Raw genomic sequence first — 17,065 nt, 5'->3', positions numbered from 1 at the left:
CATGTCCGCTCTGCTGAAGTACTCCCTCGCCCGGCTCGGGCTCTTCGTCCTGGCCGCCGCGGTGATGTTCGCCGTCCCGCTCGACATCAGCGTGCTGCTGAAGCTGATGATCGCCGTGGTGGTCTCCGCCGCGCTCGCCTTCTTCCTGTTGAAGAGCCTCCGTGAGGAGGCCTCCGTGCAGGCGGTCGGCGCCGCCCAGCGCCGCACGGAAAAGCGCGATCGACTGCGCGCCGCGCTCAACGGGGATGATGATGGGGGTGAAAGCACCACCAAAGCGGACCAATAGCGCTTAAACCTTGGATGGTGCAGTCCACCCAAGGAGTCACGATGGCCCGCAAGCTGTCCGTTTCACTCTCGCTCGCCGGCGTCGGCCTGCTGCTGCTCGTCGGGGTCAACCCCGCCGGCGCCGCGCCCGCCGAGCGGTCCGGCAGCTACGTGGTGGAGGGCGTCCGTACCCTCGAGGACCGCAACCGGGTGGCCCGCAGCGGCGCCGCGATCGACGGGATCGACCACGGGCGGGCCGAGATCACCGCCCTGCCGTCCGAGGTGCGCAAGCTGCGCGACCAGGGCTACGCCGTCGCCGAGGTCCGCGCCGAGGACTTCCCCGTCGCCGACTCGGGATACCACAACTACGCCGAGATGGTCGCGGAGCTGGACAAGGCCGTCGCCGACCACCCGGCGATCGCCCGCAAGATGAGCATCGGCAAGTCGTTCCAGGGCCGCGACATGCCGCTGATCAAGATCTCCGACAACGTCGCGGTCGACGAGGACGAGCCGGAGGTCCTCTACGGCGCCCACCAGCACGCCCGCGAGCACCTGACCGTCGAGATGGCGCTGTACCTGGTGAAGCTGTACACCGACGGCTACGGCAAGGATCCCCGCATCACGAAGCTCGTCGACAGCCGCGAGCTGTGGATCGTGCCGGACCTCAACCCCGACGGCGGCGAATACGACATCGCCACGGGCGGCTACCGCAACTGGCGCAAGAACCGCCAGCCCAACGCCGGGTCCAGCAGCATCGGCACGGACCTCAACCGCAACTGGAGCTACAAGTTCGGGTGCTGCGGGGGATCGTCGGCGAACCCGTCGTCGGAGACCTACCACGGCGACGCGGCGTTCTCCGCGCCCGAGACCCAGCGACTGCGCGACTTCGTGCTCAGCCGGCGGGTCAACGGGGTCCAGCAGATCAAGGCGAGCATCGACTTCCACACGTTCTCGGAGCTGATCCTCTGGCCGTTCGGCTACACGGTCGCCGACACGGTGCCCGGGCTCAACGCCGACCAGCAGGCGGCGTTCGAGGCGCTCGGCGCCGGGATGGCGAAGTCCAACGGCTACACCGCCCAGCAGTCCAGCGACCTCTACATCACCGACGGCTCGGTCATCGACTGGCTGTGGGCGACGCAGGGCATCTTCGCCTACACGTTCGAGATGTACCCCGGGCCCGGCTCCGCCAGCGGCTTCTACCCGCCGGCGAGCGTGATCGCGGCGCAGACGGCCCGCAACAAGGAGGCGAGCCTGCAGCTCGCGGAGTACGCCGACTGCGTCTACCGGATGATCGGCAAGCAGGCGCAGTACTGCGGCGGCGACACGGTCTGGTCGGACGACTTCGAGACCGCCAAGGGCTGGACCACCACCAGCGGCACCGCGACCGCCGGGCTGTGGGAGCGCGGCAACCCCGAGGCGACCACGCAGAACGGCCCGAAGCAGCTCGGCGACACCGTCAGCGGCGACAATGACCTGGTCACCGGCCGCAAGGCGGGCACCGCGGCCGGCAGCTACGACGTCGACGGCGGCACGACCGGCGTGCGGTCACCGTCGGTCGCGCTGCCCGCCGCCGGCCCGCTCACGCTGGGCTGGTCGTGGTACTTCGCGCACGCCGCGAACGCGTCGGCCGCCGACCATTTCAAGGTCAGCGTGGTGCAGAACGGCTCGAAGACCGCGATCTTCACCCGGGCCGGCACGGCGTCCGACCGTGCCGCGGTGTGGGCCGCGGCCAGCGCCGACCTCACGCCCTACGCCGGCAAGACGATCCAGCTGCTGATCGAGGCCACCGACGCCGCCGGCGCCAGCCTCATCGAGGCCGCCGTCGACGACGTCAAGATCACCCGCGGCTAGCGTTCACTAGAGGCCGCCCGAAAAGCCGTACTCGTCGGAAATCTCGATCAGTGCGAAATGAGCACCGGCCGGGTCGGCGACGCGGGCGTACCAGCCGGCCGACGACACCATCGGCTTGCGGGCGACCGTGCCGCCCAGCTCGGCCACCCGCTCGCACGCCGTGACCGCGTCGTCGACCATGAAGCACACCGTCCAGTGCTCCGGCAGGCCCGCGGGGAACCGGCCGTCGATCGGCAGCAGCCCGCCGACGGCGTCGTTGTGGTGGTGCAGCTCGAAGTACGGCTCGGCGTTCTCCGTCTCCACCGCGTGCCACCCGAAGACCTCGCCGTAGAAGGCACCCGTCCGGTCCAGGTCGTGGGCGGCCAGCTCGTACCAGCAGATCGCGCCCGGCTCGAACGACACCTGCGCCCCGCCGAACCTGCTGCGCTGCCACGTGCCGAAGACCGCGCCGCCGGCGTCGGCGAACACGGCGGCCGTGCCCAGGTCCCGCACGCTCGCCGGCGGCACCTTCACGGACCCGCCGGCCCGCTGGACCGCCTCGGCGGTGCGGGCCGGGTCGTCCGTCGAGATCGAGATCAGCCACGCGGGCCGGCTGGCGGTGCGCAGGCCGGCCACGGCGCGGCCGTTGAGCGTGAAGTGCCCGTCGTCGTTGAACTGCCAGCCGAAGAGGCCGCCGTAGAACGCCCGCGCGGCGACCGGGTCGGGGCTGCCGACCTCGGCCCAGCACGGTGTACCCGGCGCGTAACCCCTTACTCGCATTCCGCGTCCTCCCGGTTGTCACACTGTTTCGAGATAGTGACATCCGGGACGTGATCACGACACCCTATCCAACGGTGCAGGAAGCGGACGTTCGTGGAGAACGTCCAGCCGCGACACCGCCCGCGTCAGGACCACGAAGAGCCGGTTCAGCCCGCGCGGCTCGGCCTCGACGATGTCGGCCGGCTCCACGACGATGACGTGGTCGTACTCGAGACCCTTCGCCAGGCTCGCCGGCAGCACCGTGACCCGCTCGTGGACCACCGAGGCGGCGATCGCCGGGACCGCCGCGTCCGCCGCGATCACCCCGATCGACCCCTCGAAGGTCAGCGCCAGCCGCACCGCGTCCTGCAACGGCGTCGCGCCGATCGTCAGCGCGCCGTCGGTCCGCAGCGACCGCGCCTCCGGCACGTCGACACCGAGCGCCGGCAGCAGCCGGTTGGCCAGGGCGACCACCGCGGCCGGCACACGGAACCCCGTCGTCAGCGGCACCACCCGCGCGTCCGGCTTGCCCAGGTGCGCCAGCAGGGTCCGCCACTCCAGCGCCGCCCACGGCGCCGTGCCCTGCGCGAGGTCACCGAGCAGCGTGATCGACCCGTGCTCGGAGCGCCTGGCGATCACCCGCGCCTGCATCGGCGACAGGTCCTGCGCCTCGTCCACCACGACGTGGCCGAACGAGGGCACCCGGTCGATCAGTCCGGCGGCCTCGTCCACCAGTACCGCATCCGCCGCCGACCAACGGGCGGACCTCGCCGTCTTCGGCGGCTTGGCCCAGGCGATCGCCGCCTGCTCGTGCGGCTCGAGGAGCTCGTCGGCCGGGTCGCTGAGCACCTCGAACACGAGCTGCTCCGGCGTGACCGCCGGCCACGCGTGATCCAGCACCGCGACCACCGGCTGCGACCTCCCCATCCGCCGCTGCCAGCCCTCGCTCGGCGAGTCGCCGCGCCGCGCCTCCGACTGCCGCATCAGCAGCGACACGATCCTGGCCCGCACCCGCTCCCGGCCGATCCCGTACGGTGGCGCCTCCCGCCGCACGTCGTCGACCACCCGCCGCAACGCCTCCGCCGACACCCGCCACCGGTAGGACCCGTCGGACACCGTCAGCGGCTCCTCCGGCTTCCGGATCTTGCCTTCCAGGCGTCTGCGCAGCACGTCCGCCATCCGCGGGTCGTGCTTCACCCTCGCCGCGGCCTCGTCGTCGTCCGTTTTCGCCGGTGTACCGAGCAGCCCGTCGATCGTGGACTGCTGCACCTCGATCTCGCCGAGCGCCGGCAGCACGCTCGCGATGTAACCGAGGAACGCGCTGTTCGGCCCCACGATCAGCACCCCGGACCGCTTGAGCCGCTCCCGGTGCAGGTACAGCAGGTACGCCGCCCGGTGCAGCCCCACCGCCGTCTTCCCGGTCCCCGGCGCCCCCTGAACGCAGATCGACTCGTCCAGCTCCGCCCGCACCAGCTCGTCCTGCTCCGGCTGGATCGTCGCGACGATGTCCCGCATCGGCCCGACACGCGGCCGCTCGATCTCCTCCAGCAGGATCCTGCTGGTGCCGAGCTCCTCGCCGGCCTGCAGGTTCTCGTCCTCGAAGCTGGTCAGCTCACCCTTGACGAACCCGAACCGCCGCCTTCTGCTGACGTCCTGCGGGTCCTTGACGCTCGCCTGGTAGAACTTCCGGCTCATCGGTGCCCGCCAGTCCAGCACCATCGGCTCTCCGGCGACGTCGGTGACGTGCCGCCGCCCGACGTGGAACTTGTCCTGCTCGATCTCCAGCTTCCCGAAGAACAACGGGGTGTCGGGACTGTCCGCCAGCTCGGCGATCCGCCGGGCCAGATGCCGCCCCAGCGTCTCCGCCGCGAACGGGTCCCCGGCCACCTGATCCCCGGTCGAGAACAGATCCTCGGCATGCTCCCGCATCCTGCGGAGCGCTTTGCGTGAGGCTTCCAGGTGCGCTCGCTCAGCGGCGAGCTCGTCTTCCAGTGCGGGCACGGTGATTTCCTTCAGGGGAATCTCAGCAGCTGCTCGCTCGCGTATCCGGACCGCATCGACCCGGCGCGTAGGGACGTCCGCTGCGGTGCCTACCTCACCGCGGCCGTCAAGCGGTCCACCACCTTACGCCCCACCCACCACCCCTTCCACCCATTTCCAATGTCGTGTCGGCTCCGCTGGTTCAGACGCGGGCGCCGGCGGTGCGGGCGGCGTGGCGGCAGGACTCGGCGAGGAAGCAGCGACGGCAGTCCGGGGTGGCTGCGGTGCACGTGTCGTAGGCGACCTGCTGAAGCAGGGGGTGGACGCGCGCCAGGTCCGGGCCGTAGGCGAGGAGGTCCGCGGCGACCCGGCGGCTGCCCGGTTTGGTGAGGCCGCCGTCGTGGTCGGTGAGGCCGAGACGGTACGCGACCCGCATCAGGTGCTGGTCGATCGGCACCATGTCGGGCACGTTGTTGATGATCGTCACCACGAGGGCGGCGGTGTGGGTACCGACGCCGGGCAGCGACAACAGGTAGTTCAGGGCGAGCGCGCCGGAGCCGGCGATCAGCCGGTCGAACGCCGTCGCGCCGCGCCTGGTGAGGATGGCCGCCGTGGCGTGCAGGCGGGAGGCCTTGACCTCGCCGAGCGGCCTGACCAGCTGGGCCAGCCTGGGCAGTGGCAGGGCGGACAGTCGCTGCGGGGTGAGGCCACCGCATGCGGCGGCGAGCCGGGGGAACACCTTCCGCACCGCCTCGGCGGGCCGGCCCTGGGCCAGGACGGCCAGGACGAGCGTCTCGAACGGCGAACCGTTCAGCAGGATCATGCCCTGGTGGTGCCGGCGCAGCGTTCTCAGCGCCGGGTGACCCGCGAGGGCCATGGCGCCGACCTGTTCGCCGTTGCGGAACGTGGAGATCAGCACGTCACGCAGCAGCGCCTCCTCCGCGCTGGTCCGGAAGGTGAACCGCAGCCCGCCGTGGTCGGCCTCGACCCGCACCGGGACGCCCCGCCCGTTCGGGTGGTAGGTGCGTTGCCACTCGCCGACCCCGGTCCTGTACCAGGCCAGGGCGGGGATCTGCAGCTTCATGGTGGCCGCGAGATCAGGCGTGGTGTCGCATTCCAGGCGTAGTGCGGTAAGCATCCGTGCACCTCATCGGCAGGGGGCCAGGACGGCGAGGTACGACCGAGATGCCATCGCGTCCACCCAGCGGCGCTCAACGCGCCGGTGCCGATGCCACTTCGGAGTGCCCTCCCGAAGTAGCGCGCTACGTGCCCACCCCGTTACAGATGGGCAGATCGTGATCGCCGGTGGCTGGTCGAAACACCGACCGATCGGCGCAATTCCCCCGTGGGATGCGGCGGAAGCGCCGCTACGGCAGGGTCCATCGTTGCGCGTCGGACTGGTTGCAGGCCGACATCCGCTGCGGGGCCCTGCTGCTCACATTGTCCGGGCTCCCGAGGCACAGCCCCGACGCCTGGTTGATCAGCGAGCCCGCGGGTCCGGACCGCCACCGCTGGGCCGGTCCGCCGTCGCAGCCGCGCAGGCGGAGCTGGTCGCCCGATGCCTGCAGGCACCGGCCGACGGCCCGGATGGTCCCGTCCCCCGCCACGGTCCATGCCTGGCCGGAGCTGCCGTTGCAGTCCGCCCGCCGGACCTTGTCGCCGCCGTCGTCCGGGTAGGCGCTGCCGTCGAGGCACAGCCCGGAGGCGCCGGTGATCCGGCCCGTGCGGGACTCGACGCCGGGCGGCGGCGACACGCCGGGCAGTTCGCTGGGCGCGGGGTCACCGCTCGGCGGGACGGCATCCGACGGGCCGGGTGACACCCCGGGCAGCGGCGGCTTCCCGGGGACTGACGACGCCCCGGCAGTCGCCGGCGCGTCCGACGCCCCAGCCGTCGCCCCGGCCGACGCCGCCTTCGTGTCCGCCTCCGTGTCCGGCGCCGGCAGGCCCGGCGCGGCGGCCGTCCCGAAGAGGCCACCCCTCGGCGCCGCCGTCCAGGCCGGGCTCGCGGCGGGCGCCGCGGGCCGGTCGCCGAGGCCCAGCCCGAGCGCGGTGGCGCCCAGCGCGAGCACCAGCATGCCCGAGCCGACGGCAAGGCGGCGCCAGCGGACCCGCCTGCCCGGACGGGCGGCCTGGGTCGGGAGGACGTCGGTGGGCGTCCCCGCGTGCCGGCCGTCGTCCTCGGATCGGTCGTCGGGCGCCGGTACGTCGTCCAAGGGCTCGTCGGCCGCGAGCTGGTCCGCGAGCAGTCGGACGTACGGACGAACCAGCAGCGGCTCGTCGTCGAGTTCCGGCCCGGCCGTGCACGCGGCCGTCATGCTGGGATCGGTCATGCGCCGGCCGCTCCCTCCACCCAGGGCCGCCGGTTCAGCCGCGGCCGTTGCCGTCGCGGCCCTCGAACACCATCACGAACAGCGCCGGGGGTCGCATGACGCCGAACGTAGCGGCCATCGGTGCGTACTGATGAAATTGCGGAGGGTGATTTCGGAAATCACCCTCCGGATTCACCCGCCCCGGGTGGGTGGAACGTCTACCTCCGTCCGGCCAGGGCGCGTCGTGGCCCTGGCCGAACGGCCGACCGTCAGCCGGCGGCGATGTCCACGGGCAGCGGCTAGAAGTGCTCGCGCAGCGGCTAGAAGTGCTCGCGCAGCGGCTAGAAGTGCTCGCGCAGCTCGGGGAGCAGCTCGAACGCGAGGAACGCGGCACCCGTCGGGTCCAGCAGGAACGCGCCCTGGCCGATGCCCGCGTCCACCGGGCCGGCCATCAGGCGCCCGCCCAGCGACTCGGCGCGCGAGGCGGTCGCGGCGCAGTCGTCGACGAGGATGATCGTGCGCCAGTGCGCGGGGGTTCCCGGCGGGTAGAGCGCGCCCATCGGGCTCATGCCGCCGACCACCCGGTTCGTCGCGACCCACTCGTGGTACTCCTGGTTGGCGCCCGCCGAGCCGGCGCGCTCGGTCCAGCCGAAGACATTCCCGTAGAAGGTCACCGCCGTGGGTACGTCGGGGGTGACGACCTCGCTCCAGCAGATCGCGTTCGACTCGTTGACGACCTGCGTGCCGGCGAACGTCCCGCGCTGCCACACGCCGAACACCGCGCCACTCGCGTCGGCGAAGAGGGCGCTGCGCCCACGCGTCCCGGCCTGTGCCGGTGGGGCGAGCATGCTGCCGCCCGCGTTGGTGACCAGGCCCGCGGTCGCCTCGACGTCCTCGGTCGACACGTAGGTCAGCCACGCCGACGGGCGGCCGGGCGCGGCGGCCAGACCGGCCACCGCCAGGTCGCGCAGCAGGAACGTGGTGGTCCCGTCGTCGGCGGGCGCCACCGTCCAGCCGAAGAGCCCGGTGTAGAAGTCGGCGGAGGCCGAAGCGTCGGGGCTGGTCAGCACGGTCCAGCATGGCGTAGCAGGGGCGTAACCACGTACTCGCACCAGTCCCCCTCAGTTGAAGATCCCCAACGATAAGAAAAAAGGTCTGACCTTAGATCATCCGAAGGGCCATGAATACCCTGGGTACGTGGCTGATGAGACCCCGGTGCGAGCGAATATCCGCGACGCCTCGACCATGCGCGCGCTCGCGCACCCGGCGAGGATCGCCATCCTCGACCGGCTCTTCGACGGCGGGGAGCCGGCGACCGCGACGGAGCTCGCCGAGGTCTGCGGCCTGTCACCCAGCGCGACCAGCTACCACCTGCGCGAGCTGGCGAAGGTCAACCTGATCGAGCAGGCGCCGAGCCGTGGCGACGGCCGCGAGCGGGTCTGGCGCAGCCAGCTGCGGGGGCTCAACATCGAGCCCGGCCCGGAGGGCGGCGCGGCGGAGCGGGCCGCGGACCGGGAGCTGTCACTGATGTTCCTGGAGATCGAGGACGCCCGGGCGCGGGCGTGGCTGGCCCGCCGCGACGAGGAGCCCTACGCGTGGTACACGGCCGCGACCTCGGCCGACATGCAGATCCAGGTCACCGCGGACGAGCTCAAGGCGCTCAACGACGAGGTGTTCGCGCTGTTCGAGCGGTACGCGCGGTCCCGCCGCCCCGACCCGCCGGAGGGCGCCCGCCAGGTGAACGTGACGTACCGGACCTTTCCCCGCAGTTAGGGCAACCATCTGGTGATCACGAGATGTGAAGCATTAACTTCGAAGTATGTCCTTCACATCCGCTCGTGACGTGTACCTGCTCGCGGTCGCGCGAGGCGTCTCGTACCTCGGGGACTTCATGGCCGCCACCGCGATCCTGCTCGCGCTGCAGGACCGCGGCGCGGGCGGATCCGCCGTCGCAGCAGTCCTCATCGCATCGGTCCTGCCGGTCGTCGCGCTTGCCCCGCTCGTCGGCCGGCTCGTCGACCGGGTCGACAGCCGCGTCCTGCTCACCGCCGTCGGCCTCGGCCAGGCCGCCTGCTGCGCCGCGATGGCCCTCACCACCAACACCTGGCTGCTGATCACGCTGGTCGCGCTGCTGGCCGCCGGCGTCGCGGTGACCTCACCGACGTTCAACGCGCTGCTGCCCGACTGCGCCGGACCCGACGGCGTCGGCCGGGCGATGGCGATCGGGCAGACCGCCAACTCGATCGGCACGCTCGCCGGTCCCGCCCTCGCCGGAGTGCTCGTCGGCGCGTTCGGCCTGCGCGTCCCGCTGCTCATCGACGCCGTCACCTACCTGGCCGTCGTCGCCGCCGGGCTCCTGCTGCGCACCCGCCGCACGGCGCCCACAGAGGCGGCAGGCACTGGTCGTACACCGTGGAAAATCCGCGACGACAAATTCCTGCTCGCATTGACCTGCCTGGTCGGGGCCATCGTGCTCACGATCAACGTCGACATGGTCGTGGGCGTGTTCTTCATCCGCGAGACGCTCGGCGGCAGCCCCGCCGAGTTCGGGCTCGTCGAAGCGGCGTGGACGGCCGGCATGCTCGCCGGAGGATGGCTCGCCGCGTCCCGCGCCCGGGACGACGGCGCACTCGGCCGGGCCCTCGCGCTGATGCACCTGGCGACCGCGCTGGTCGTGCTGCTGTCAGGCTTCGTCACCGCGGTGTTGCTGGTGTACCCCCTGTGGCTGCTGGGCGGCGCCGTGAACGGAGCGGAGAACAACTTCCTCGGCGTCATCGCCGCCAGGCGCGTCCCCGCGGCCGTGCGAGGGGCGTTCTTCGCCCGGTTCGGCGCCGTGATCAACGCCGCCAACCTCATCGGCTACGCGGCCGGCGGCGTGCTCGTCGGCCGGTTCGAGCCACGGCAGATCGTCATCGGCTGCGGCGTCGCCGGCCTCATCGCCGCCGCGACCCTCGGCGGCTGGATGTGGCGGGTCAGCGCGGCGGCTGGGTCAGCAGCTGCTTCGTCACTTCCCGGCACGTCTTCGTCCCGTAGTCCTTCCCCAGCGTGCTCGGGTAGTGCGCCATGATCCCGATCGTCCACCCGTCGCCGACGGCCATGCACGCGATGTGCCACTGACCGTCGTCCCGGGCGAGCCAGCCGTTCTTGATCGCGGTCGCCTTCTGTACGTCCGCCGGCAGCACCTCGATCGGCCCGAACCGCCCCGGCCCGCGCACGTTGCGCATCTCGTTGAGCAGCCAGCCGGTCCACTTCGGCCCCGCCGCCCGCCCGTCGCCGATGCACTTCGCCAGCCGGGCCACGTCACGCGCCGACATCTGCGTCAGGCTCCACGAGTTCTGCGTGCCCTTGGTCTCCGTGAGCCCGCAGGTCGTGATCATGCGCTTGATCGAGGTCAGGTTGCCGTTCTGGACGTGGTACTTGAACGTGTTCTCCGTCTCGGAGTCGCGGATCATGCGCGTCAGCTCCTGCAGCGCGGCGGCCGCGGGCTGCTTGTTTTGCTCGGCCTGCCGGCGCAGCCAGTCCGCGGCGACCCAGGCCTTCGCCATGCTCGCGGTGTCGCTCGTCGTGTACGGGGTCGACCCGTACATCTTGTCTTCCTTCAGGTCGTAGAACGCCCACGACCAGAAGCCCTTGACGTTCATCGTCACCGGGTTGGTCGGCGTGAAGAGCGGGCCGCTGGGGCTCGGACTCGCTGCCGGACCCGCCGCGGACTCACTCGCCGCGGCTTCCGAGGCCGCTGCGGCGGCCTGCTGGGTGTTTTGCGGCTTTTGCTCCGCGGGTGTGCTGCAGCCCGCCAGCATGATGGCGCAGGTCAGTACTGCGAGGGGGCGTCGCATCCCCCAGAGGGTACGCGCCGTGACAATGCCCCGCCCGCCTGCGTGTCCCGCCGGATCACGCGCTGTGACAATGGCCGCCTCTCCTGCTTGAGCGGCGAATCCTGGGGCACCATGGGCGGTGTGCCTGCACTGCAGCGGCCCCGCGTCGGCCACATCCAGTTCCTGAACTGCCTGCCGCTCTACTGGGGGCTGATGCGCTCGGGCGCACTGATCGACGTCGACCTGCACAAGGATTCCCCCGAGCGGCTGAGCGCCGCCCTCGTCGCCGGCGACCTCGACGTCGGCCCGATCACCATGGTCGAGTACCTGCGCAACGCTTCCGACCTGCTGCTGCTACCCGACATCGCGGTCGGCAGCGACGGCCCGGTGCTGTCGGTCAACCTCGTGTCCACCGTGCCGCTCACCTCGCTCTCGGGCCGGCGCGTCGCGCTCGGCGCCACGTCCCGCACCGGCGTCATGCTCGCCCAGATGTACCTGGAGTCGAAGGTCGGCGTCACGCCCACGTACTTCCAGAGCCCGCCCGACCTTGCCCGCATGCTCGACGAGGCCGACGCCGCCGTCATCATCGGCGACGTGGCCCTGCGCGCGATGCACGACGCCCCGCAGCACGGCTGGACCGTCACCGACCTCGGCCAGGCCTGGCGCGACTGGACCGGCCTGCCGATGGTCTTCGCCGCCTGGGCCGTCCGGCGCTCCTTCGCCGAGGCCCACCCCGGCCTGGTCAAGGACGTCCACCAGGCGTTCCTGCGCTCCAAGGAGCTCTGCCTGACCGAGCTCGACGAGGTCGCCGAGGCCGCCGCCCGCTGGGAGACCCTATCGGCGGCGACCCTCGCCCACTACTTCCGCGTGCTGGACTTCTCCCTCGGCGCCCGCCAGGTCGAGGGCATCCGCGAGTTCGCCCGCCGCACCGCCGCCCGCGGCGTCGTGCCCGCCCTCCCCCCGAACGGCCCGGAGTTCTTCATCGGCTAGAACTACATTCGGTGACTGTTGCGTATACGGTCTAAGTGATCAATTTGTATGCGTCAGGTACGGTGAAGAGAAAGCGGAGCGCCACCGTGACCGCCGCCCCGCCTTCCGGCCGACACGAGGCCTGAGCCCTGCCTGACGTCCCCGAGTCGAGTCGCCGCCCGTTCGCTGCCTGATCGCGCGCCCGACACAGGCGAGGGCTCGGGCCGCGGGAAGGGCCGGGGTACGGCGAGGCGCGAGCGGCCGTCGTGGCAGGACCGATCCGGCAGGACCAGCGCGGCGGCGGGACCGATCCTGGCGCGACCGGTGCGGCGGGAGGCGGGTTCGCTAGGCCTGGAGCTGGCGGGTGACGCTGGTGCAGATCTCGGCGCCGTAGCCCATGCCCTTCGAGGACGGGTAGACGGTCAGGACGCTGAGGACCCACTCGGTGCCGATGGCCAGGCAGTTGACGTGCCACTTGCCGTCGCTGCGGGCGATCCAGCCGTTCTTGACCGCCGTCGCCGCCTGCTCCGTGGCCGGCAGGGCGGGCACGATGCCGAACTCCTGGCTGCTGGCGACGTTGCGCATCTCGTTGAGGACCCAGTCGGTCCACTTCGGACCGGCCGCGCGGCCGTCGCCGATGCAGGCGCCCATCCGGGCGGCGTCGCGGGCCGAGAGCAGGGTGCTGGCCCAGTCGATGTAGGCCTTGCTGTCCGTCAGCCCGCACATCTGCACGAGCCGCGTGATGCTGGCCGAGCGGCCGTCGAGGGTCCAGAAGTACGAGGCGGCGGTGTTGTCGCTGTTGCGGATCATGGATGTGAGCTGGCGGAGGATCGAGGTGCTGGGGTTCGGGGTGCGGCGCAGGTAGTCGGCGGCCAGCCAGGCCTTGATCATCGAGGCGGTGCGCTGGGTGGTGGCGGCGTTGGGGGAGCCGGCCATCTCGCCGGTGCGGCGGTCCAGGACCGTCCAGGACCAGAAACCCGTGGCGTTGACCGTGACGGCGGCGGGGTGCAGCAGCGCCGGCGGGAGTGACGGGGCGGCCGGGGCCGCCGGGGCGGCCTTCCGGGTCGCCTCGACCTGCGGCGCCGTGGACTCGGTCACGGCCGCGGGCGCGGCGGCGCTGAAACTGTGGTCGTCCAGCAGGTCGCTGCCCCACACGAACGGGACGCCGATCATCACTGCGACGGCCAACAGTACGAGCATGGTGAATCCGACGCGCTTGCGCATGGGTCGGTGGTCCTCCCTGGCGGTCGCACCCATTGCATCGACCGCTGGTCATGAGCAGATGTAGCCGGGGTAACCAGCACGTAAGCAATCAAGGGGTGACGCCACGTGATGATCCCGGACAGTCTCTCCTTCCAACGCATTCTTCGCAGCTCGGACGCGCTCAAAGGTCCCTGGTAGTTGCCTCGATGGCTGTGACACCTTCTTGCCGATCCGGTCGGTTGCTGTAACACTGAAGGGGTGTACGGCAACGACTTCGCCCCGCTCCTCGAGCAGGTGGACAGCGCCGAGCGGGACCTTCAAGACGCCGCCGGCCGGGACGTCGCGGCTGGTGAGGACCTCCAGGGCTACTTCGACGCGATCGTCGCGGCCGACCAGAAGATCGAGCCACGCGACTGGATGCCCGAGGCCTACCGCAAGACGCTGATCCGGCAGATCGCCCAGCACGCGCACTCGGAGATCATCGGCATGCAGCCGGAGGGCAACTGGATCTCCCGCGCGCCGTCGCTGAAGCGCAAGGCAATCCTGCTGGCGAAGGTGCAGGACGAGGCCGGGCACGGCCTGTATCTCTACGCCGCCGCCGAGACGCTCGGCATCTCCCGCGACGAGCTGGTCGAGATGCTCATCGACGGCCGGCAGAAGTACAGTTCCATCTTCAACTACCCGACCCTGACCTGGGCCGACGTCGGCGCGATCGGCTGGCTCGTCGACGGGGCCGCGATCGTCAACCAGGTGCCGCTGTGCCGGTGCTCCTACGGGCCGTATGCGCGGGCGATGATCCGCGTCTGCAAGGAGGAGTCGTTCCACCAGCGGCAGGGGTTCGAGATCCTGCACACGCTGTCGCACGGCACCCCCGGGCAGAAGGCGATGGCGCAGGACGCCGTCGACCGGTGGTGGTATCCGTCGCTGGCGATGTTCGGCCCGCCCGACGGCGACTCGACCCACTCCGAGCGGTCGATGGCGTGGAAGATCAAGCGGTTCTCCAACGACGAGCTGCGGCAGCGGTTCGTCGACATGTGCGTCCAGCAGGCCGGCGTCCTCGACCTGCGGATCCCCGACCCCGACCTGCGGTGGGACGAGGAGCGTCAGCAGCACCACTACACCCAGCCCGACTACGACGAGCTGATGCGGGTGATCAAGGGCGACGGCCCCTGCAACCAGGAGCGGATGGAGCACCGCCGGCGGGCCCACGAGGAGGGCGCCTGGGTGCGTGAGGCCGCCATGGCGTACGCGGCGAAAAGAGAGAACAGTGTTGTTTGAAGTGTTCGTCCGGCCGAGGCGGGGGCTGTCCCACGCCCACGTCGGCAGCCTGCACGCGTCCGACGCCGAGATGGCGCTGCGCAACGCCCGCGACGTCTACACCCGCCGTCAGGAGGGCGTCTCGATCTGGGTCGTGCCGGCCGCGGAGATCACCGCGAGCAGCCCCGACGAGAAGGACGCCTTCTTCGCGCCCGCCGCCGACAAGGTGTACCGGCATCCCACGTTCTACGACGTGCCCGAAGGTGCGAGCCACATATGAGCCACTTCGGATACGTGCTGGGCCTCGCCGACGACGCGCTGATCGCCGCGCAGCGGCTGAGCGAGTGGTGCTCGCGGGCGCCGGAGATGGAAGAGGACATCGCCCTGGCCAACATCGCCCTCGACCAGCTCGGCGTCGCCAGGATGCTGTTGGGCTACGCCGGCGAGCTCGAAGGCCAGGGCCGCACCGAGGACGACCTGGCATACCTGCGCGAGGCGCACGAGTTCCGCAACGTCCGGCTGGTCGAGCTCGACAACGGCGACTTCGCGGTCACCATGGCCAAGCTGCTGTTCCTGTCGGTGTACCAGCGGCTGCTCTATGACCGGTCGATCGGCGCCGGCGACGAGCGGATCGCCGCGGTCGCCGCCAAGGCCAGGAAGGAGTCGGCGTACCACGTCGATCACAGCTCCAGGTGGGTCGTGCGGCTCGGCGACGGCACCGATGAGTCGCACCGCCGCATGCAGGCCGCCGTCGACCAGATCTGGCCCTACACGCACCAGCTGTTCGAGGCCGGCCCCGCCGTGCACGCCCTGGCCCTGGCCGGCGTCGTGGTCGCCCCGCCGACGCTCCGCCCGGCCTGGCTCGAGACGATCGACGCCGTCCTGACCGAGTCCCAGCTGAGCAGACCGACGACCGAAACGGCGTCCCAGCGGGGCAGACCAACGACCGAAACGGCGTCCCAGCTGAGCAGGCCGACGACCGAAACGGCGGTCATGAGCAGGACCGAGCACACCGAGGCCCTGACCGAGCTGCTCGCCGACATGCAGGTGCTGCACCGCGCACACCCGGGAGCCCGCTGGTGACGCTGTTCGACGTGGTCGCCGCCGTCAAGGACCCCGAGCTGCGGGTCCTCAACGTCGCCGAGCTCGGCATCCTCCGCGACGTCGACGTCACCGAAGACGGCAGCGCCGTCACGGTGACGATCACCCCGACGTATTCGGGCTGCCCCGCCATGGACCTGATCCGCGCCGACATCGAGTCCGCCCTGCACGACGCGGGCGTCGAAGACGTCAAGGTGCGGACCGTGCTCGACCCGCCCTGGACCACCGACATGATCACCGAGGAGGGCCGGTCGAAGCTGGCCGCGGCCGGCATCGCGCCGCCGAGCTCCACCAAGGTGACCGTCCAGCTGTCGATCCGGTGTCCCAGGTGCGGGTCGCCGGCGACCGAGCAGCTGTCCCGGTTCGGCTCGACCGCGTGCAAGTCGCTGTGGCGCTGCACCGCCTGCCTCGAGCCCTTCGACGCGGTGAAGGCGCTATGACGGCCCCGCCCAAGCTGCGCCGCCCGACGTTCCACCGGCTGCCCGTCGTCGACGTCGAGCAGCTCACCGACGACTCGGTCGTGGTGACGTTCGACGTCCCGGTGCCGCAGCGCGCCGCGTTCGCGTTCCAGGCGGGGCAGCACCTCACCGTGCGCAGATGGCACGGCGACACCGAGGTCCGCCGCTCGTACTCCATCTGCTCGAGCCCCTCGAAGCTCGCCGCCGAAGGGGTCCTGCGGGTCGGGATCAGAGCGGTGCCCGGCGGGGCGTTCTCGTCCTACGCGGTCGCCGACCTCTGCCCCGGCGACGAGATCGACGTGATGCCGCCGCTGGGCCACTTCACCACGGCGTTCGACCCCGCCCGCACCCGGCACTACGGTGCGCTGGTCGCCGGATCCGGCATCACGCCGGTCCTGTCGCTGGTCGCGACGGCCCTCGAGGTCGAGCCGGCCAGCCGGTTCACCGTCGTCTACGGCAACCGCGCCGCCGGCACCGTCATGTTCGCCGAGGAGCTCGCCGACCTCAAGGACCGCCATCGCGAGCGGCTGCACGTCGTACATGTGCTGTCGCGGGAGGCGCAGGAGTCGGCGCTGCTGTCGGGGCGCCTCGACGAGCAGCGCATCGGCGCCATCCTCGACACGCTTGTCCCGGCGGCCACCGTCGACGAGTGGTTCCTGTGCGGGCCGCACGGCATGGTCCTCGACGCCCGGGTCGCGCTGAGCCTCCGGGGCGTGTCCGACAACGCCGTGCACACGGAGTTGTTTCATGTCGCCGATGTACCGGCAGCGCCTGCCCGTGTCGCCTCTGAAGCAGCGGGCGTGACGGTCGACATCGTGCTCGACGGCCGGACGTCGACCATAGCGATGGCTCCTGATGAGCGGATTCTCGACGCCGCGCTCAGACAGCGACCCGAGCTGCCGTACGCGTGCAAGGGCGGTGTCTGCTCCACCTGCCGTGCCAAGGTCGTGTCCGGTTCCGTGGAGATGGCCCGCAACTTCGCCCTGGAGCCCGACGAGGTCGCCGCCGGGTATGTCCTCACCTGTCAGGCCCTGCCGATCACCGACAAGGTCGTGGTGGACTACGACGCATGACGCTGTGCTTCGATCCGTGGATCGATCCCATCCGCGGCCGCGGCGGC

The 17,065-nt window shown here is 71.2% G+C and carries 17 protein-coding genes; 10 read left to right on the top strand and 7 right to left on the bottom strand.

All coding sequences use genetic code 11. The features are described from left to right. Nucleotide 1: 1 nt before the first annotated feature. Both ABZ321_RS05220 and ABZ321_RS05215 read left to right on the top strand, forming a co-directional pair. Nucleotides 2-286: a DUF4229 domain-containing protein gene (locus tag ABZ321_RS05220; protein ID WP_354889493.1), complete on the top strand. Its 285-nt coding sequence runs from the start codon at nt 2-4 to the stop codon at nt 284-286. Nucleotides 287-327: 41 nt separating this feature from the next. Then, entirely contained in the window at nt 328-2,115 is a 1,788-nt protein-coding gene (locus ABZ321_RS05215) for a M14 family metallopeptidase (RefSeq protein ID WP_354889491.1), read from the top strand. A 6-nt stretch (nt 2,116-2,121) separates the two neighbouring features. Here the strand turns inward: ABZ321_RS05215 and ABZ321_RS05210 are convergent, their stop codons facing one another. The 5 genes from ABZ321_RS05210 to ABZ321_RS05190 form a co-directional block, all read right to left on the bottom strand. Further along, nucleotides 2,122-2,874, bottom strand: coding sequence for a VOC family protein (locus tag ABZ321_RS05210; RefSeq protein ID WP_354889489.1), 753 nt, complete (start codon nt 2,872-2,874; stop codon nt 2,122-2,124). A 54-nt stretch (nt 2,875-2,928) separates the two neighbouring features. Beyond that, nucleotides 2,929-4,860: an AAA family ATPase gene (locus tag ABZ321_RS05205; RefSeq protein WP_354889708.1), complete on the bottom strand. Its 1,932-nt coding sequence runs from the start codon at nt 4,858-4,860 to the stop codon at nt 2,929-2,931. 175 nt (nt 4,861-5,035) lie between these two features. Beyond that, nucleotides 5,036-5,971, bottom strand: coding sequence for a hypothetical protein (locus ABZ321_RS05200; protein WP_354889487.1), 936 nt, complete (start codon nt 5,969-5,971; stop codon nt 5,036-5,038). A 229-nt stretch (nt 5,972-6,200) separates the two neighbouring features. Continuing rightward, nucleotides 6,201-7,163, bottom strand: a complete 963-nt coding sequence (locus tag ABZ321_RS05195) for a ricin-type beta-trefoil lectin domain protein (RefSeq protein ID WP_354889485.1) — start codon at nt 7,161-7,163, stop codon at nt 6,201-6,203. A gap of 320 nt (nt 7,164-7,483) precedes the next feature. Continuing rightward, nucleotides 7,484-8,254, bottom strand: a complete 771-nt coding sequence (locus ABZ321_RS05190; protein ID WP_354889483.1) for a VOC family protein — start codon at nt 8,252-8,254, stop codon at nt 7,484-7,486. 85 nt (nt 8,255-8,339) lie between these two features. On the opposite strand from ABZ321_RS05190, the gene ABZ321_RS05185 reads away from it, so the two are divergent. Next, a complete protein-coding gene (locus tag ABZ321_RS05185; RefSeq protein WP_344508988.1) occupies nt 8,340-8,915 on the top strand; it encodes a metalloregulator ArsR/SmtB family transcription factor in 576 nt (191 codons plus the stop codon). Between the two features lie 46 nt (nt 8,916-8,961). Beyond that, the gene (locus ABZ321_RS05180) at nt 8,962-10,209 is read left to right on the top strand and encodes an MFS transporter (RefSeq protein WP_344508990.1); all 1,248 of its coding nucleotides are present in this window, start codon (nt 8,962-8,964) and stop codon (nt 10,207-10,209) included. Here the strand turns inward: ABZ321_RS05180 and ABZ321_RS05175 are convergent. Further along, nucleotides 10,115-10,978, bottom strand: a complete 864-nt coding sequence (locus ABZ321_RS05175) for a hypothetical protein (RefSeq protein WP_354889480.1) — start codon at nt 10,976-10,978, stop codon at nt 10,115-10,117. The genes ABZ321_RS05180 and ABZ321_RS05175 overlap by 95 nt on opposite strands. Before the next feature lie 120 nt (nt 10,979-11,098). On the opposite strand from ABZ321_RS05175, the gene ABZ321_RS05170 reads away from it, so the two are divergent. After that, nucleotides 11,099-11,947, top strand: a complete 849-nt coding sequence (locus tag ABZ321_RS05170) for a menaquinone biosynthesis protein (RefSeq protein WP_344508992.1) — start codon at nt 11,099-11,101, stop codon at nt 11,945-11,947. 324 nt (nt 11,948-12,271) lie between these two features. On the opposite strand, the gene ABZ321_RS05165 is transcribed toward ABZ321_RS05170, so the two are convergent. Then, the gene (locus tag ABZ321_RS05165; RefSeq protein ID WP_344508994.1) at nt 12,272-13,126 is read right to left on the bottom strand and encodes a serine hydrolase; all 855 of its coding nucleotides are present in this window, start codon (nt 13,124-13,126) and stop codon (nt 12,272-12,274) included. 261 nt (nt 13,127-13,387) lie between these two features. Here ABZ321_RS05165 and paaA point away from each other — a divergent pair, with 261 nt between their 5' ends. The 5 genes from paaA to paaE are packed head-to-tail and all read left to right on the top strand — an operon-like array spanning nt 13,388 to nt 17,018. After that, nucleotides 13,388-14,407, top strand: coding sequence for a 1,2-phenylacetyl-CoA epoxidase subunit PaaA (paaA, locus tag ABZ321_RS05160; protein ID WP_354889478.1), 1,020 nt, complete (start codon nt 13,388-13,390; stop codon nt 14,405-14,407). After that, nucleotides 14,397-14,666: a 1,2-phenylacetyl-CoA epoxidase subunit PaaB gene (paaB, locus tag ABZ321_RS05155; RefSeq protein WP_344508998.1), complete on the top strand. Its 270-nt coding sequence runs from the start codon at nt 14,397-14,399 to the stop codon at nt 14,664-14,666. The genes paaA and paaB overlap by 11 nt, the downstream gene beginning before the upstream one ends. Next, nucleotides 14,663-15,469 carry a 1,2-phenylacetyl-CoA epoxidase subunit PaaC gene (gene paaC / locus ABZ321_RS05150; protein WP_354889476.1) on the top strand — a complete coding sequence of 269 codons (807 nt, stop codon included), beginning with the start codon at nt 14,663-14,665 and terminating at the stop codon, nt 15,467-15,469. Before paaB ends, paaC begins: the two co-directional genes overlap by 4 nt. Then, the gene (gene paaD / locus ABZ321_RS05145; protein ID WP_344509367.1) at nt 15,463-15,927 is read left to right on the top strand and encodes a 1,2-phenylacetyl-CoA epoxidase subunit PaaD; all 465 of its coding nucleotides are present in this window, start codon (nt 15,463-15,465) and stop codon (nt 15,925-15,927) included. Before paaC ends, paaD begins: the two co-directional genes overlap by 7 nt. Then, nucleotides 15,924-17,018, top strand: coding sequence for a 1,2-phenylacetyl-CoA epoxidase subunit PaaE (paaE, locus tag ABZ321_RS05140; RefSeq protein ID WP_354889474.1), 1,095 nt, complete (start codon nt 15,924-15,926; stop codon nt 17,016-17,018). The genes paaD and paaE overlap by 4 nt, the downstream gene beginning before the upstream one ends. The last annotated feature ends 47 nt before the right edge of the window (nt 17,019-17,065 follow it).

The sequence above is a fragment of the Dactylosporangium sp. NPDC006015 genome, from assembly GCF_040614215.1.
GTDB classification, from domain to species: Bacteria; Actinomycetota; Actinomycetes; order Mycobacteriales; family Micromonosporaceae; genus Dactylosporangium; species Dactylosporangium maewongense.
Note: the sequence above shows the minus strand (reverse complement) of the source record. Positions and strands in the feature narration are given on the sequence as shown.

Coding starts and splice junctions, on each gene's coding strand:
- ABZ321_RS05220 (WP_354889493.1), top strand. CDS start 2: ATGTCCGCTCTGCTGAAGTACTCCCTCGCCCGGCTCGGGCTCTTCGTC.
- ABZ321_RS05215 (WP_354889491.1), top strand. CDS start 328: ATGGCCCGCAAGCTGTCCGTTTCACTCTCGCTCGCCGGCGTCGGCCTG.
- ABZ321_RS05210 (WP_354889489.1), bottom strand. CDS start 2,874: ATGCGAGTAAGGGGTTACGCGCCGGGTACACCGTGCTGGGCCGAGGTC.
- ABZ321_RS05200 (WP_354889487.1), bottom strand. CDS start 5,971: ATGCTTACCGCACTACGCCTGGAATGCGACACCACGCCTGATCTCGCG.
- ABZ321_RS05195 (WP_354889485.1), bottom strand. CDS start 7,163: ATGACCGATCCCAGCATGACGGCCGCGTGCACGGCCGGGCCGGAACTC.
- ABZ321_RS05180 (WP_344508990.1), top strand. CDS start 8,962: ATGTCCTTCACATCCGCTCGTGACGTGTACCTGCTCGCGGTCGCGCGA.
- ABZ321_RS05175 (WP_354889480.1), bottom strand. CDS start 10,978: ATGCGACGCCCCCTCGCAGTACTGACCTGCGCCATCATGCTGGCGGGC.
- ABZ321_RS05165 (WP_344508994.1), bottom strand. CDS start 13,126: ATGCTCGTACTGTTGGCCGTCGCAGTGATGATCGGCGTCCCGTTCGTG.
- paaC (WP_354889476.1), top strand. CDS start 14,663: ATGAGCCACTTCGGATACGTGCTGGGCCTCGCCGACGACGCGCTGATC.
- paaE (WP_354889474.1), top strand. CDS start 15,924: ATGACGGCCCCGCCCAAGCTGCGCCGCCCGACGTTCCACCGGCTGCCC.